The following is a 14,486-nucleotide window of genomic DNA, read 5'->3' on the forward strand; positions in this document are numbered from 1 at the left end:
CGGGGTATGGACATCGTCAGAACTCACAGCCTCGGCAAGCGCTACGACACGCACACCGTCGTCGACGACGTGAACCTTCGCATTCCTGAGGGCTGCGTCTACGGCTTTCTCGGTCCGAACGGATCGGGCAAATCGACGACCATGAAGATGCTGCTGTCCCTGATTCGACCGACCTCGGGTGAGGTGGAGATCCTGGGTATGTCGATGAATCACGGCACCCGCCGCGAATTGCTCTCACACATCGGATCACTCATCGAATCTCCACCCGGATACGGACATCTCACGGGTGCGGAGAACCTTCGGATCGTGCAACGCTCGCTCGGGCTGCACGCCGCACAGATCGAGCGGGCTGTGGCCACTGTCCGTTTGCAGGAACACCTCGACAAGAGGGTGAAGAACTACTCACTGGGAATGAAACAGCGCCTGGGCATCGCGATGGCACTCGCGCGCGAACCACGACTTCTGATCCTGGACGAGCCCACCAACGGCTTGGACCCGGCCGGCATCGAAGAGATCCGCGGCTTGCTCCGCCATCTCGCCGAACACGGTGTGACAGTGATGGTCTCCAGCCATTTGCTCGGCGAGATCGACAAGACGGCGAACATGCTCGGAATCCTGAGCCAGGGCCGTCTGATTTTCCAAGGCACCCGCGACGAGCTGTTCGCCGCATCCACTCCGGACGTGCTCATCGACGCGATCGACCCTCTTCGCGCGAGTTCGGTGCTGCAACAGAAGATCCCGGTGCAGATCGACGATCACACGTTGCGGTTGTCCGGCATCGACGATCGCGGTACCGCACAGGTGGTAACGGAACTCGTCGGCGCAAACGCAGGCGTCTACGGCGTTCGGCGCGAGGATCAGTCCCTCGAAGACGTATTCATGAATCTGACGAAGGGTGGCCGGTTGTGACGACCGTACGCAACGAATTCGCCAAACTCAGGCACCTGCACATCGGCGCGATCGCCGCATTGTTGGTCGCCGCGATCGTAGGGTTGACCTTCGTCGGCGCTCTCACCGCGGCAACGTCGAACGATTCGACTGTGGTCTCCTGGGCACTGCCACTGGCCGGTCTGTCCCTTGCCGTCCCCATCGCGTCGCCGCTGCTGATTGCAGTGATGGCCAGCCGCACAGTGGAAGTCGAGCACCAGTCCAACGGCTGGTTGTCGAACCAGACCCAGGGAGCCGACCGCGGAGCGCTCGTTCGCGCGAAGCTCGTCTCCACGGGCCTCGTTGTCGGTGGCGCGACGGTTGCGGCCAGTGCTGCAGGTGTATTTCTGGGGACCGCCATCGGAGTGGACCAACCGTTGCCTGCCGGTCTGTGGTTGGGCTACACGGCGGCGGCGGTGACGGCCAACCTGGTAATACTCGGTCTGCATCTGCTGATCTCGGCGCGAGTGGACAACCAACTGGTCGCGCTCGGAGTAGGCATCGTGGGTACCGTCATCGCGATCTGCGCCTCAGGATTCCCGTCATGGGCAGCACACCTGACGCCGTGGGGGTACTACTCCTTGGCCTCTGCCGCCGACTACCGAGGCGAGCAGGTGGTGACGCTGAACCCGTCCTACGCCAGCATCATCGCCCTCGGAGTTGTCGGGGCAGTGTTGTTCTGGTTCACGACCGTTCGACTCGATCGACAGGAGGTACGGGCATGAACGCGTTCTCGGCGGAAATGATCAAACTCAGGCGCTCGCAGGCATGGGCGGTCGTCGTCCTGCTCCCTCTGATCATCGCGGGGGTAGGAACGTTCAACACGATCGCGTCGGGCGCAGAACTGGCCGAGGGATGGCGCACATTGTGGTTGCGCACAGTCGTGTTCTACGGCCTGTTCCCACTCGCACTCGGCGTTGCCGTACTGGCCTCGCTGGCGTGGAAATCAGAACACCGAGGAGGAAATTGGAATGCCCTGATGAGTGGGCCGGTTCCGTCGACGCGCATCGCCATCGCAAAGGCGGCTGCGGTGGCAACGCTGACCGCGATCATGAACATCGTCATGCTGGCAGCTGTCGTCGTTCTCGGCAAGGTGGTCTTCTCGCTCGAGGGGATGCTTCCTTCCGAGCTCTTCGCGACCAGTGCACTCGTTGTGGTGGGGTCGCTACCGGTGGCGGCTTTGCAATCCGGTCTGTCGATGGCGATCAGGTCGTTTGCTGTGCCGATTGCCATCGCTCTCGTCGGGGCCGGGATATCGGTGTTCTTCCTCACCGCCGAGGTGACCGAGGCAATCTTCGTGTTGCCCTACGCCCTGGCAACTCGCGCAACCCAACTGGCCTCCGGAACTTTCGGTGACTCGGGTTCGCTGACCACCGGAGCCGCACTGTCGGTCCTGACGGCCGCGGCACTGCTCACTGCCGTAGTCGTCGCAATGACCGGCAGGGCACTCGACCGCAAGGACATTCACGTTCAGTGATATCGCAGCGAAAGGAGAATCGACCATGACCGACAATCGAACTATCACTCGCACGGAGTACACCGAACCGGGGCGTACGCATCAGCGCCCCGACGGGCGCGGTGCCGCTTCGCTCACCGCAGCACTGCTCGCCTTCGTTCTCACACCCGTGCTGGTGATCTTTCCGTTCGCCGGCTTCGTCCCGGTCGCGCTCGCCGCAACCGGCGTCGTTCTGGGGTGGCGGGCGACGCGGCGCACTGCAACCGGGGTCGCGCGCACGGGATTCGTCCTGTCGATGATCGTGTTGTGCGTATCCGTGGCGGCGGCCGCCCTGTGGATCTTCTTCGTGGTCAATCCGTCGATCGCTCAGTACGGTGAGCTGCACGACGCGGTGAGCAACATCTTCTCCAGTTGATCCGACAACGTCTCGGCGATTCGCGGGGCCTGCTCGAAAACACTACGGACCACCTGGTCCCGTTATCATCGCCGCATGATGCTCACCACTGGATCCGAGCAACACCGCGTCCGAGCCATCGGACGCGGTGTTCTCTGCTTCGGCATCCTTTCCTATACGGGAGCGGTCTCGGTAGGCGTGTACTGGCGCGGTACGACGACAGTTCTCTTGATGGCCATTGCACTGGGCCTGTGTCTGCCATGGTTGTTCGCGCATCGCCATCCGCTGCGGTCCTTCGCCGTGATGTCGGCTGCCGGCACCGTCCAGTTGATCGAAGGTTTCGGCCCGATCCCGGCGAATCTCATGTTGCTGGCCGGGGTGTACGCGGTGGCAGCACACGCCCCACGCCGTGCGGCACTGCTGTGTGCGGCAGCCGTCGTGGCGGGCGCGGTAATTGCCGCGATCCGGTGGGGTGAGACGTTCGCGGCATCTGCAGTGCCACTCTCGGCCATCGGGACGACGACCGTCGCGGTGTGGCTGTGGGGCACCCATACCGCCTTACGTCGTGTGCACGACGAAACTCTGCGTACCCGTGCCGACCAACTCGAACGCGAGCAGGACCATTTGGCGCAGATAGCCGCAGCAGAAGAACGTGCCCGCATCGCGCGCGACCTTCATGACGTGATCTCACACAGTCTGGCCGGCATCCTCACCATGTCCGAGGGAACGTTGCGGTCATCCCCCGAACTGGCGGAAGAACACAAGAATTCGCTCCGCATGATCAACACCCATTGTCGTGATTCGCTTTCCGAGTTCCGAAAGTTGCTCAAGCTGCTCCGAGACGAACCAGCGGACATGACGCGCACCTCGCCCGTCGTGTCGAATCTCGAGTTCCTGGTCGAATCGGCCGCGTCCGATACCGTCGCCACGGATTTGACTGTGGAGGGCCGTCATTGCGAGCTGCCACCAACGGTGCAGGAAGCCGTCTACAGAATCGTGCAGGAGTCGTTGACCAACGTTCGCAAACATGCCGGTACCTCGGTGACCAAGGTGACTGCATCGGTCGACGTCACCGCGGAGAACGTGAAAGTCGAAGTCAGTGACGACGGTGACGGGTCGGCTGCCGAAGTGGGTGCCGCAGAGTGCACTACGGACGGCTTCGGGCTACTCGGTATGCGCGAGCGCGTCGATTCCCTGCGCGGAACACTGTTCGCCGAGTCGCCGCCCGACGGCGGATTCGTCGTTCGGGCAACGATTCCTCTCAGCTCCGACGATCGCAGCTCGAACAACCGGTATGTTCGCACCAGAAACAACTGATCGCCATCAGCTGACTCGATCCTTCGGGGGGACAATGATTCGCACTGTCATCGTCGACGACAGTGAACTGTTCCGAGCTGGGCTGCGAATGATCGTCGAGTCCGGCAGCGGAACGACCGTCGTCGGCGAAGCAACGAACGGGATCGACGCAGTTTCCCTGGTCGAGAGCTTGCCGGGTGAGATCGACGTGGTCTTGATGGACATCGACATGCCCGGACTGAACGGAGTGGACGCCACTGCGCGGATCCTCGACCTCGACGCGCCTCCCAAGATCCTCATTGTCACGACATACGCGGTGGACAACCTGGCGTACAACGCCATCATGGCGGGGGCGAGCGGATTCTTGCTCAAGGACACTCCGCCCGACGCACTTCTGTCCGCCATCGAGGCCACTCACCGCGGCACTGGGGTCGTCTCGCCGCAAATGACTCGGCAACTGCTGTGCTCGGTATCCCCGCAACGTGCCGGTATTCCCGCCGACGATTCCGTTCGGCGTCGCTGGGAGTCGCTGACGGACCGCGAACGTGACGTACTCGAGGCAATCGCACAGGGACTGAACAATTCCGAAATCGCGGACAAGCTGTTCATCGCGGAGGTTACCGTCAAGACACACGTGGGGCGGGTACTGCGCAAACTCGATGTTCGCGACCGAATTCAATGCGTGGTGTTCGCCCACACTGCGGGTTTGGTCTCGGACTGACGGAGTGTGATCACTCGGCACGCGAGGAGACGGCTCCGGATATCTTGGCACCCGCATCGCGCCGTGCCGCGCGCCGGAGCACGAACACCGCCGCGATGCATCCGACGACGCTCCAAGCACCGAGAACCAATGCGGTCTCGGCCAGGTGCCACCGCCCACCGATCTCCGAAGCGGCTGCGGCATCACCGAGGAGAGCAGCGCGCAGGGCCTGGCCCAGCCAGTAGAGCGGAGTCGCCTGTCCGATCGCCTGCATCCAGGACGCCTGGTTCGCCAGCGGGTACAACACGCCGGACACGCTCACCAGCGCCATGAGCAGAAGCGATACGAAACTCAGGTTCCGCGGGTTCTTGACGAGCGAACCCAGGATCGCTCCGAACGGCAGAGTAGCCGTCATGCCGAGGGGCAGAATCCACACAAGGTTTGCTAGTTCGATCGGATCGGCCGAGACGAACTGCCCGAACAGCACACTCGCTCCGATCAGTACGACGCAGAAGGTGATGAACGTGAGGGCCACCTGGCTGCTGATCTTGCCGACGAGATAGGTGTGAATACCGTAGGGCAAAGATTTCACGCGCAGCAGACTTCCGTCCTCCCGCTCGGCGATGAGGTTGGTGGCCAACCCCATCAGTCCGCTGAACAGCACGTTGATCGCGAGCACTCCGGGGATGGCGAAACTACCGAGCGAGGTTCCGGAGCCCGACACCTCCACTCCTCGAAGGAAATACATGACGATCAGAGCGATGCACGGAAAGAAGATGTAGTTGAGGACGAGGGTAAGGCTCTGTCTGAATTCGATCAGCCCGCGGCCGAGACCGAGACGGACGGTATCAATGAGCATGGAAGAGCACCTTTCCTTCATCTGGACTCGGATCGAGCTCCGCGGCAACGGGATCGGCACTTCGAATCATGTGCAGGTAGGCGTCCTGCAAATTCAGTGGCCGGACGACGAGATCGGTCACCTGGGAGCCCCCCGAGGCCAACAGTTCACGCACGAACTCGGTGGCGTTGTCGACCGTCGCCGTCTGCGAACGTCCACGGAGCCGGTACGACACCGCGGTACCCCAGGCGTACCGGCGGGCGAGCTGCTCGGTGGTTCCACGCGCGACGACACGTCCATCTACCAGAATCGCCACCGAATCTGCGAGAAGCTCGGCCTCGACCAGATCGTGGGTGGTCAGTACGACGGCCGTTCGCCGCGTGCGGGTGATCGACCCGATGAGTTCGTGAAAGTCCTGGCGCGCTTCGGGATCGAACCCGACTGTCGGTTCGTCCAAGAACAACAGCTCGGGATTTCCGACGAGTCCGATCGCGACGTCGAGACGACGCCGTTGGCCTCCGGAGAGTCGACCGACCTTGGTCTGTGCTCGGTCGGTCAGACCGACAGCATCCAGTAACTCGTCCGTGTCGTATGGCAGTCGGCCACCCGACGGCCCGAGTACCCGATAATGCTGTGCGAAGTGCAGCAACAACTCTCGAACTTTCCATCGACGATGATCACGCCATGACTGCAACACGACACCGATGCGCGACTGCCATTCTTCGTCGCCGTGGGCGGGATCGACTCCCAACACACGCACGTACCCACTCGACCGGCGGCGAATTCCCTCGAGAATCTCGATGGTGGTCGTCTTACCCGCGCCGTTCGGCCCGAGCAATGCAACCACTTCGCCCGCCTCGACACGAAGATCGACCCCGGTCAACACATCGATCGACCCGTAGCGCATCCGAACGTCCCTGGCCTCGAGGGCCGGTACGTCGGATCGGTTCGGGTATACGGATGTGCCAACGGAATCGCTCGACTGCCCGTGCAGTGCCATCGTCATCGACGCTCCTTCTACGTTGTTGCCACAACAGTTGGGTACGACTCGGAATCGGATCCCGGACCGGCGACCCGGCACATGATCGTGCCGGGTCGCCGTACCGGGTGCAGTGTCACTCCTTGGAGTGATCCTCGAACGGCAGGATCGCTTCGGTGTGCGGACCGATGAACTCTCCGGTCTCGTCCTGGAAACGGCCCAGATCCGCAACAGCAGGTGTTTCGTATGGCTTGTTCACGATGGAACTCCTCGCTGAATTGTAGAGATGTTTCGAATTGTTCTATGTGACTGACGGATTCACTCCTTGGAGTGATCCTCGAACGGCAGGATCGCTTCGGTGTGCGGACCGATGAACTCTCCGGTCTCGTCCTGGAAACGGCCCAGATCTGCAACAGCAGGTGTTTCGTATGGCTTCGACATGCGCGTTACACCTCCTTTCCGAGGTTGATCAGGCCGCGATGTTCGCGGCGTCGACGATCAGTTCTTGCGATCCGCGATCGGGTTCCAGCCCTCGGCCTGGCCACCGATGCCGAAACCTGTCTCGTCCTGGAAGCTACCCAGGTCGACGATGGTCGGGGCTTGGTAATCCTCGGTCATGTGTCACACCTCCTTTCGCATACTCAGGGATCGGTCGATTCACTCCGGGGCCCGTATCGAGTCCTCCGGTACGGGATCGACGGCGGTCGACGGCGCGGTCGACGTCCGACGTCCCGAGTTCATGAGGCGCAGCCTGGAGTCCAGCTCACACAGACTGCGGCAGCATCGATTTCGAGGAGACGGAGAAGAATGTCGAGAAGTCGGACTTGGCCATCGGTTCATCGACTATCACTCCGTCGACCTCGATCCACGCATGGGCGGTGAACGGCGGCGACGAGAGCACGCCCACGCACCATTGTGGCCACGTGCCTCGTGCACGGCACACCAACACCGTCGCAAGGGAGCGAGGCAGACAAGCCGATCCACCTCTGCTGTAGGGGCTGGCGGTCAGGACTGCATCGCGAGCCAGACGAGCCTCCTCGTAGGTCGCCGGCCGAGCGCCGGTTGCGATCCGTTCGAGGAACGAACGCAGGACATTCGGAGGCATTCGACTCAGGCCCTTGGCGATTCCGACGCTCGCCTTGATGCCGAGAGTGGGGAGCGGACCGAGGGTCGAAGGAATGTGTGGCAGTACGTCACTCACAGCAGACCGACCCCTTCGAGTTGACGGTAGGCAGCGTCGACGTCGCATCTCGCCAGTGCCGGGTCGATGGCGAACGTGTCGACCAACGCCGCGGCCGCGTCCTCGCGACTGCCACCCTCACGCAGGCAACGTGACACGATCAGCGCACTGTCGTTGAGGTGCCAGTACCGGCCGGCTGCACCGTCGAGAACGACGTGACCGTACTCGGTTGCCACCGTGTCGAGGTGCCTCGTCCTGCTGGAACGACCCGAGTTTCGCTGCGCAGCAGTGTCCTTGGTCCTCCAGAACATAGGTTTCTCCTTTGTCGATAGAGCCGGGATGGATCGATCACACTGTTAGGTCGGTCCGATTTCGCTGAGCCGCAAGGAATACCGAGGCATTGATGGCCTGGTGAACATGTCCGACCGGTACCTCACGAGCTCGAGGCGATGTCGATGCAACAAATTCTGTTCGGTCGACCAGTCCGGTATCGAACAGTCGTGCGTCGTCCATCAGCTCCAGCAGTCGTCCGTAGTGGCGGGCGTACCCGCGTACGGACTGCGGTCCGCCGCCGATCTTGTTCGTTCGCATCAGATAGTCGTTCGGCAGCAATCCGCGCATCGCGTCCTTCATGAGGGGCTTCCATTCGAGTGGGGTATCGCGTTCGTCGCGTCGAACTGCAAGGGCAGCTTCCACCACTCGATCGTCGAGCAGAGGCGAGTCGTAGGACACTCCGAACGGCTGTCCCAGTTGTGCTGTGCCGCGGATCAGTCGGGCAGCATCGCGAGCGAAATACAGATCGATGTGCCCGGCAACGGTTCGGTCCAGTGGCTCTGCTGCCTCGAGCACGGAATCGATCTTGCTCCGAAGCAATTCGCGAGCATGCGGCGTAAGCCAGGGTGGCACAGCGGGCGGACTGGACCAATCGTTCATCCGTGGTATCTCCGGGTGAGGAGCTCCGGCCAGTGCTGCACGCATCGTGTCGGCGAACCATTGTCGGTACGTGCGCCGATCGGCCAACTCTCGCAAGGTCGTCAGCACTCCGATTCCCGCTGGAATGTGCTGCGCCCTGGCTCTGTTCCACCCGACCCACGGACGTGCCCGTACGATCGTGTGCTCCCACGCATTGACGCCGCGCAAAATGTGGTCCCCTCCGAGACCGGTGATGTGCGTCCTGATTCCCTTGCGGCGATCGTCGGCCAACATTCGTACGATCCGCGGCCCGGCGGTCGCGGCCTGCGTCGGCTCGTCGAGTCGAACATCCAGGCTGTCGACACCCTCGTAGAAATCCTGCATGTCGTCCGTGGAGGTGACCTCATGGGTGTGCACTCCGGGCATGCTCTTGATCGCCCGGCGAGCCCAGTGGAGATCCTCGCGTCCACCCGGGTCGTCGTTGAAGAGAGTGCGAGCGAGCACACCCTGCTGCGCTTGTGCTGCGAAATAGCACAGCGGAGTGGAATCCAGCCCCCCGGAAAGGTCGCAGGCCACCGGATCTCCGGGCGCGGTGCGAGCTCGAACCGAACCCTCCACCGCCGATCTGAACAGAACGGCACCATCGGACCTCGAGGTGTCGGCCTGCGGCGCGTACCACCACGTTCCGGTCCGGCTTCGCTCGCCGTTTCTGTCGACGGTGATGTATCGATCTCCGGCAAGTGGTTCGACCTCCGTCCACAACGGGACGCGATCGAGCGGGTGCGGCATGGTGCCGAGTAGTCGTATGGTGACGGCCGCTGGGTCGACGTCGAACTCGCCCAGATCGGCCAGAACATCGGCGCGGTCGCTCAGTACCAGCACACCGTCGATCCGCGCAGACCAGATTCTGCGGGTCTCCATTGCCGCGGCGCTGGCATAGATCTGTCCATCTACCGACACGACCGTCGTGTAACTCCCGTTGAAGTTCGACGCTGCCGTTGCCGCCTGTGCCGGTAACGAAATGTTCTCGGCAAGTCTCCGCAGCCGGGACTCCGTCGCATCTGACCTGCCGACGACTGCGACCGTCATACGTCCAACCTGTGCGGTGACGAGTCGGTCGGTTGTGAGATGCCCGAGAAGCCATGGACGCCCCGAGTCGTGATTGATCCGAGTGGTCGACACCTGCGCCAACCGGGCCGCCAACGCGCCTGCGCGGGCCGTATCGGGTAGCGCCACGAAAAATGAGCGGCCACCCGCCTCGACAGCATCTCGCGTGTTCATCGTCCGCCTCCCTGCGGTGAGTGTTCGGCTCGTTCGATGTGAACCACTCTGCCGCGTGGGAACTTTCGTGGCGTCCTGCCTGCCGACGATTTCAGTCCTGCGACGGACGGACGCGGAGTCATACCGTGGGAGGACCGCCCGACGCGAACAACCCCGGCCGATTGAATCGGTCGGGGTTGTTCAGCTACCGGAGTAGCTCAGCTGGACGCAGCGCGCAGCTTCTCCAACAACGGGCCTGCAGCCTCGGCGAGGAACCGTTCTTGGGTTTCGTCGCCCACCTGCACGAGGGCGATGTCGGTGTAACCGGCCTCCCAGTACGGCTTGACCGCCTCGACGATGGCGTCCAGGTCCGGTCCACACGGGATGGTGTCGGCTACATCCTCTTTGCGCACGAATTTGGTCGCTCCGGCGAAACCTGCCGTCGTCGGCAGATCGGCGTTGACGGCCCAGCCGCCGGCGAACCAGCGGAAGCTGTCATGTGCGCGATCGACCGCGGTGTCCTTGTCGGGGTCCCAGGAGATGGGGATCTGTCCGATCGATCGCGCCGGTCCGTCGTGGTTGTCGGACCACGCCTTCACGAGATCGGCGTCGGGTTCGGTAGCGATGAGATGATCGCCGTACTCGGCGAAGCGCGCCACTGCCTTCTCTCCGCCTGCTGCGATACCGATCGGCACGCCGCCTTCGGGCAGGTCCCAGATCCGAGCGGAGTCGACGCGAAAGTGCTTGCCCTCGTATGTCACCAGGCCACCGGAATGCAGTTCCCTGATGATCTCGAGCGCCTCGACGAACATGTCCTGCCGCTTGTCGATGGACGGCCAGCCCTCGCCGACGACGTGCTCGTTGAGGTTCTCGCCGCTGCCGAGGCCGAGGGTGAAGCGCCCGTCGGCCAGGATCTGCATGGTCGCGGCCTTCTGAGCGACGACGGCCGGGTGGTACCGGATGATCGGGCACGTCACGTACGTCATCAGTTCGACCCGTTCGGTGGCCTGAGCCACCGCACCCAACGTCGTCCAGGCGTAAGGCGAATGCCCCATCGAGGAAAGCCACGGCGAGTAGTGGTCACTGCTGACCTCGAAATCGAAGCCGACCTTCTCGGCTCCGACGGCATACTGCACCAGCTCTTTCGGGCCGCTCTGCTCGGTCATCAACGTGTATCCGAAATTGGTCATGTGTGTCTCCTAAATTGTTGCGACGGAACCGGCGTCGACGCGGTAGTTCGATCCGTTGACGAAGCTGGCCCTTTCCGAGCACAGGAACGTGATCACTGCGGCCACTTCCTCGGGTTCGCCCCGGCGTCCGAGCTCCATGTGCGGACGCTGCTCGCTCAGGAAGCTCTCGATGGCACCGTCTCGGTCGGTGTCCTTCTCTTCGGCCCGCTTGTCCATCATCGCGTCCGTCATCGGGGTGTGAATGAATGCCGGAGAGACGGCGTTGACCAACAACCCCTCCGACGCATAACTACGAGAGAGCCCTTTGGCGAGGGCAAGCACACCGGCTTTGGCTGCGCAGTATGGCAATTCGTCGTCGTACGGCTGCACTGCATCCTCGGACGTGAGCAGCACGATGCGTCCCCACCCACCGCGGCGAAGCGCGGGCACGAACGCCCGCAGCAACCGGACGGGGCCCATCAGGTCGACGTCGAGGGTGGAGTTCCACCCCTCCTCTTCGATCTCGTGGAACAGCCCTTGCGCTCCGGTCACGCCCGAGGACTGGACGAGAATGTCGATGTCCCCCACGGCTTGTTGTGTCCGCACCGCCAAGTTCTCGACGGCCTCGGTGTCGGTGACGTCGGCAGCGAATGCGAACAGTTGCCCCTCAGGTGCTTCGAGTTGCGCCGCGGCCTCGTCGAGGGAACTCTGATCCTTGTCACTGATCACGACTCGAACACCCTCGGCCAACAGCATTTTCGCTGTGTGCCAGCCGATTCCGGAGTCGGCCCCTGTCACCAACGCTGTTCTACCGTCGATTCCCAAATCCATGTGATCCCACTTTGCGCTCGGAGTCGATGTCAGGCTGTGGCGTCGTGCGGGCGCGCGATCGTCAGCGCCGCATTCACCAGGGCCAGGTGGCTCAAGCCCTGCGGGAAGTTACCCAGGAACGATCCATCCGAAGCATCGATCATCTCGCTGTACAGACCGACATCATTGGACAGCTCCACCAACTGGTCCATCAGGGCGGTGGCTTCGTCGTCGCGTCCGACGCACGACAATGCCGACACTCGCCAGAACGCGCAGGCCACGAACGTGACCTCTTCCTTGTGCACGCCGCTGTAGCGATACAGCAACGGACCCGCACCGAGCTCCTCGCTCAGCGCATCGATGGTGGACGAAAGCCGTTCCCCGCGATCGTAATTCATCTCGGCGGCCAACAGCACCGACGCGTCGAGGCCATCGGCACCCGGGTATGCCAAATATGCTTGCCGCTCCTCGGACCAACATTGCGTTTCGATGTAGTGCCTGATGCGGCCCTTTTCCGCCTTCCACCGGTCCGGAATTCCGGGGATCTCGCCGGCCTCGGCCAAATGAACAGCGCAGTCCAGCGCTTGCCAGCAGCCGAGCTTCGAACTGGTGTAGTGACGCTCGTCCTCGAGTTCCCAGATGCCCGCATCCTTGCGCTGCCATGAGTCACAGGCCTCGTCGGCGATGGCGGCCAACAGGCGACCGGTCTGCGCGTCGAGAATGTTCCCGGCGTCCACGTACTGCCGAATGATGGAGAACAGGTCTCCGAAGATCATGAGCTGCAGCTGATCTGCCGCTGCATTCCCGTTGACGACCGGGCCGATGCCTCGCCAGCCGGGCACATCCGGCTGCTCGGTTCCCCCTGGCAACTGTCCCTGAAGCGTGTAGAACACATTGACCAGCGGATCGTTGGACCTGATGACCTTCAGCAACCAGGCGACGGCCGCGTGCACTTCCTCACGAAGCCCGAAGCGTTGCATCGCCCTGATCGTGTACGCGGCATCTCGCACCCAGGCGTACCGATAGTCCCAGTTCTTCCCGCCGGTCCGGTTCTCCGGCAGCGACGTCGTCGCTGCAGCAGCGATGGCACCGGAAGGACTGTGCAACAGCAACTTCAGGGCAAGAGCACTGCGCGCTACGTGCTCCGCCCACGGTCCCTCGTACGCGAACTCCTCCGACCACATCCGCCAGTTGAGAACGGTTCGGTCGATCCCCTCGTCCAATGTCTGCGGATCGGGCAGATGCAGTGGTTCGTTCTCGGTGCCGACGACTCCGAGAGCGTGCCTGGAACCGGGCTCGGTGGAGAACAGCCCATGAATATTCTGCGTCTCGACCCGAGGATCGTCGATGCCGAGGGTTCGTACGGCGAGGGTCAGCCCGTCCACCCGGAGGACGGTGCCGTGCTCGGTGGCATAGGCCCAGGGTGAGGCCTTACCGAGCATGGTTCCCGGTGCCACCTTCCAGGCCATCTCGACGCTCCCGTCGATGCCGTCGATTCGGCGTGCCAGTTCCATCCACGGCAGTCGCCCGGCCACGCCGGTGTTGAGCGAATCGGTCACTCGCACCGTTCCGTCGGCAGTCTTGAAGACGGTAGCGAGAACATTTGTATCCGAGACGAATTCACGCTGGACGGTGAACTCGGCAACCGGGGCCAGCTCGATCCATCCACCATGCTCGTAATCCAACAGCGCGGCGAACGGCGGCGGAGAATCCAGGTTCGGGACCGGAAGCCAGTCGATGCGACCGTCGTCGGCGATCATTGCCACCGTTCTCCCGTCGCCGATCGCTCCGTAGCTCTCGATGGGAACGTAACCGTCGACCCTGCGGTGCGGGTCTCGAAACTCACTCAAGCGCGTGCCTTTCCGGAGAAGATCGGGCTGCTCTCGACATGCTCGAGGAGATCGGCCGGGTCGTCGAACACCGCCACCGCACCTGCATCGAGCAGCTCTGCGCGCGAGATACCTCCGCTCAACACGCCGATGGCGCGTACGCCTGCACGCCCGGCGGCCTCGATATCCCACACACTGTCACCGACCATCACCGCACGCGTCGACTCGACCTCGGCCCGCTCCAGCGCGACCGCGACGAGGTCCGGTTCGGGCTTCGCGACGTCGGCGTCCTCGCCGGAGGTCACGACCGCCACCGAATCCTCCACGTCGAGCAGATCCCGCAGCGTCGACAGTTCGCCTTCGGGCGCGGATGTCGCCAGAACGACGGTGAGACCACGAGACTTCATGTCTTCCAGCAATTCCCGTGCACCGGGCAGAACCTCGAGATCGGCAGAGGCCGCCGCGTAGTACTCACCGTGCAGCTTCTTCGCTTCGGCGGCCAATGCGCTGTCGGAGGAACCGACGAGAGACTCGAGCAGCTTCGACCCGTCCATCCCGATGCAACGATGGATGCGCCAGGCCGAAACTTCTCGGCCCGCTTCACGAAATGCGCGTGACCACGCGGACACGTGGACGAAATTGGAATCGACGAGCGTGCCGTCGATGTCGAACAGAACAGCGTCGACGCTGGGAACACTCACAGGCATGGACATCGGATACCCAGGGTCGATGCCCG

The 14,486-nt window shown here is 62.9% G+C and carries 18 protein-coding genes; 6 read left to right on the forward strand and 12 right to left on the reverse strand.

The annotated features are described in order from the left end of the window. Positions 1-6 precede the first annotated feature (6 nt). The 6 genes from J1M87_RS18085 (at position 7) to J1M87_RS18110 (ending at position 4,794) form a co-directional block, all read left to right on the forward strand. A complete protein-coding gene (locus tag J1M87_RS18085) occupies positions 7-909 on the forward strand; it encodes an ABC transporter ATP-binding protein (RefSeq protein ID WP_206490901.1) in 903 nt (300 codons plus the stop codon). Then, on the forward strand, positions 906-1,652 hold the full coding sequence (locus tag J1M87_RS18090; RefSeq protein WP_206490902.1) for an ABC transporter permease: 747 nt from the start codon (positions 906-908) through the stop codon (positions 1,650-1,652). The genes J1M87_RS18085 and J1M87_RS18090 overlap by 4 nt, the downstream gene beginning before the upstream one ends. Further along, positions 1,649-2,404, forward strand: coding sequence for an ABC transporter permease (locus tag J1M87_RS18095; RefSeq protein ID WP_206490904.1), 756 nt, complete (start codon positions 1,649-1,651; stop codon positions 2,402-2,404). The genes J1M87_RS18090 and J1M87_RS18095 overlap by 4 nt, the downstream gene beginning before the upstream one ends. Positions 2,405-2,429: 25 nt before the next feature. Next, positions 2,430-2,798 (forward strand): hypothetical protein, encoded by a 369-nt coding sequence (locus tag J1M87_RS18100; protein WP_037149972.1) that lies wholly within the window; start codon positions 2,430-2,432, stop codon positions 2,796-2,798. Between the two features lie 75 nt (positions 2,799-2,873). After that, on the forward strand, positions 2,874-4,094 hold the full coding sequence (locus J1M87_RS18105; protein ID WP_206490906.1) for a sensor histidine kinase: 1,221 nt from the start codon (positions 2,874-2,876) through the stop codon (positions 4,092-4,094). Positions 4,095-4,128: 34 nt separating this feature from the next. Then, positions 4,129-4,794, forward strand: coding sequence for a response regulator transcription factor (locus tag J1M87_RS18110; protein ID WP_206490908.1), 666 nt, complete (start codon positions 4,129-4,131; stop codon positions 4,792-4,794). A gap of 10 nt (positions 4,795-4,804) precedes the next feature. Here the strand turns inward: J1M87_RS18110 and J1M87_RS18115 are convergent, their stop codons facing one another. The 12 genes from J1M87_RS18115 to J1M87_RS18160 form a co-directional block, all read right to left on the reverse strand. After that, positions 4,805-5,632 (reverse strand): ABC transporter permease, encoded by an 828-nt coding sequence (locus J1M87_RS18115; RefSeq protein ID WP_032380017.1) that lies wholly within the window; start codon positions 5,630-5,632, stop codon positions 4,805-4,807. Then, positions 5,622-6,617 (reverse strand): ABC transporter ATP-binding protein, encoded by a 996-nt coding sequence (locus J1M87_RS18120; protein ID WP_241257124.1) that lies wholly within the window; start codon positions 6,615-6,617, stop codon positions 5,622-5,624. The genes J1M87_RS18115 and J1M87_RS18120 overlap by 11 nt, the downstream gene beginning before the upstream one ends. Before the next feature lie 109 nt (positions 6,618-6,726). After that, on the reverse strand, positions 6,727-6,849 hold the full coding sequence (locus tag J1M87_RS29055) for a hypothetical protein (protein ID WP_274610978.1): 123 nt from the start codon (positions 6,847-6,849) through the stop codon (positions 6,727-6,729). 59 nt (positions 6,850-6,908) lie between these two features. Further along, positions 6,909-7,031, reverse strand: a complete 123-nt coding sequence (locus J1M87_RS29060; protein ID WP_254925626.1) for a hypothetical protein — start codon at positions 7,029-7,031, stop codon at positions 6,909-6,911. A gap of 57 nt (positions 7,032-7,088) precedes the next feature. Continuing rightward, positions 7,089-7,208: a keywimysin-related RiPP gene (locus tag J1M87_RS18125; RefSeq protein ID WP_141216059.1), complete on the reverse strand. Its 120-nt coding sequence runs from the start codon at positions 7,206-7,208 to the stop codon at positions 7,089-7,091. Positions 7,209-7,353: 145 nt separating this feature from the next. Further along, entirely contained in the window at positions 7,354-7,791 is a 438-nt protein-coding gene (locus J1M87_RS18130) for a lasso peptide biosynthesis B2 protein (RefSeq protein ID WP_032404574.1), read from the reverse strand. Next, positions 7,788-8,081: a lasso peptide biosynthesis PqqD family chaperone gene (locus tag J1M87_RS18135; RefSeq protein ID WP_206490910.1), complete on the reverse strand. Its 294-nt coding sequence runs from the start codon at positions 8,079-8,081 to the stop codon at positions 7,788-7,790. The genes J1M87_RS18130 and J1M87_RS18135 overlap by 4 nt, the downstream gene beginning before the upstream one ends. A gap of 37 nt (positions 8,082-8,118) precedes the next feature. Next, positions 8,119-9,963, reverse strand: coding sequence for an asparagine synthase-related protein (locus tag J1M87_RS18140; RefSeq protein WP_206490912.1), 1,845 nt, complete (start codon positions 9,961-9,963; stop codon positions 8,119-8,121). A gap of 197 nt (positions 9,964-10,160) precedes the next feature. Beyond that, positions 10,161-11,132, reverse strand: coding sequence for an LLM class F420-dependent oxidoreductase (locus tag J1M87_RS18145; protein WP_206490913.1), 972 nt, complete (start codon positions 11,130-11,132; stop codon positions 10,161-10,163). A 9-nt stretch (positions 11,133-11,141) separates the two neighbouring features. Beyond that, entirely contained in the window at positions 11,142-11,942 is an 801-nt protein-coding gene (locus tag J1M87_RS18150; protein ID WP_206490914.1) for an SDR family NAD(P)-dependent oxidoreductase, read from the reverse strand. A 29-nt stretch (positions 11,943-11,971) separates the two neighbouring features. Continuing rightward, positions 11,972-13,771 carry a glycoside hydrolase family 15 protein gene (locus J1M87_RS18155; protein ID WP_206490916.1) on the reverse strand — a complete coding sequence of 600 codons (1,800 nt, stop codon included), beginning with the start codon at positions 13,769-13,771 and terminating at the stop codon, positions 11,972-11,974. Beyond that, positions 13,768-14,457, reverse strand: coding sequence for an HAD family hydrolase (locus tag J1M87_RS18160; RefSeq protein WP_206490918.1), 690 nt, complete (start codon positions 14,455-14,457; stop codon positions 13,768-13,770). The genes J1M87_RS18155 and J1M87_RS18160 overlap by 4 nt, the downstream gene beginning before the upstream one ends. Positions 14,458-14,486 lie beyond the last annotated feature (29 nt).

It is taken from the genome of Rhodococcus sp. KRD162 (assembly GCF_017168335.1).
Taxonomy (GTDB): domain Bacteria; phylum Actinomycetota; class Actinomycetes; order Mycobacteriales; family Mycobacteriaceae; genus Rhodococcoides.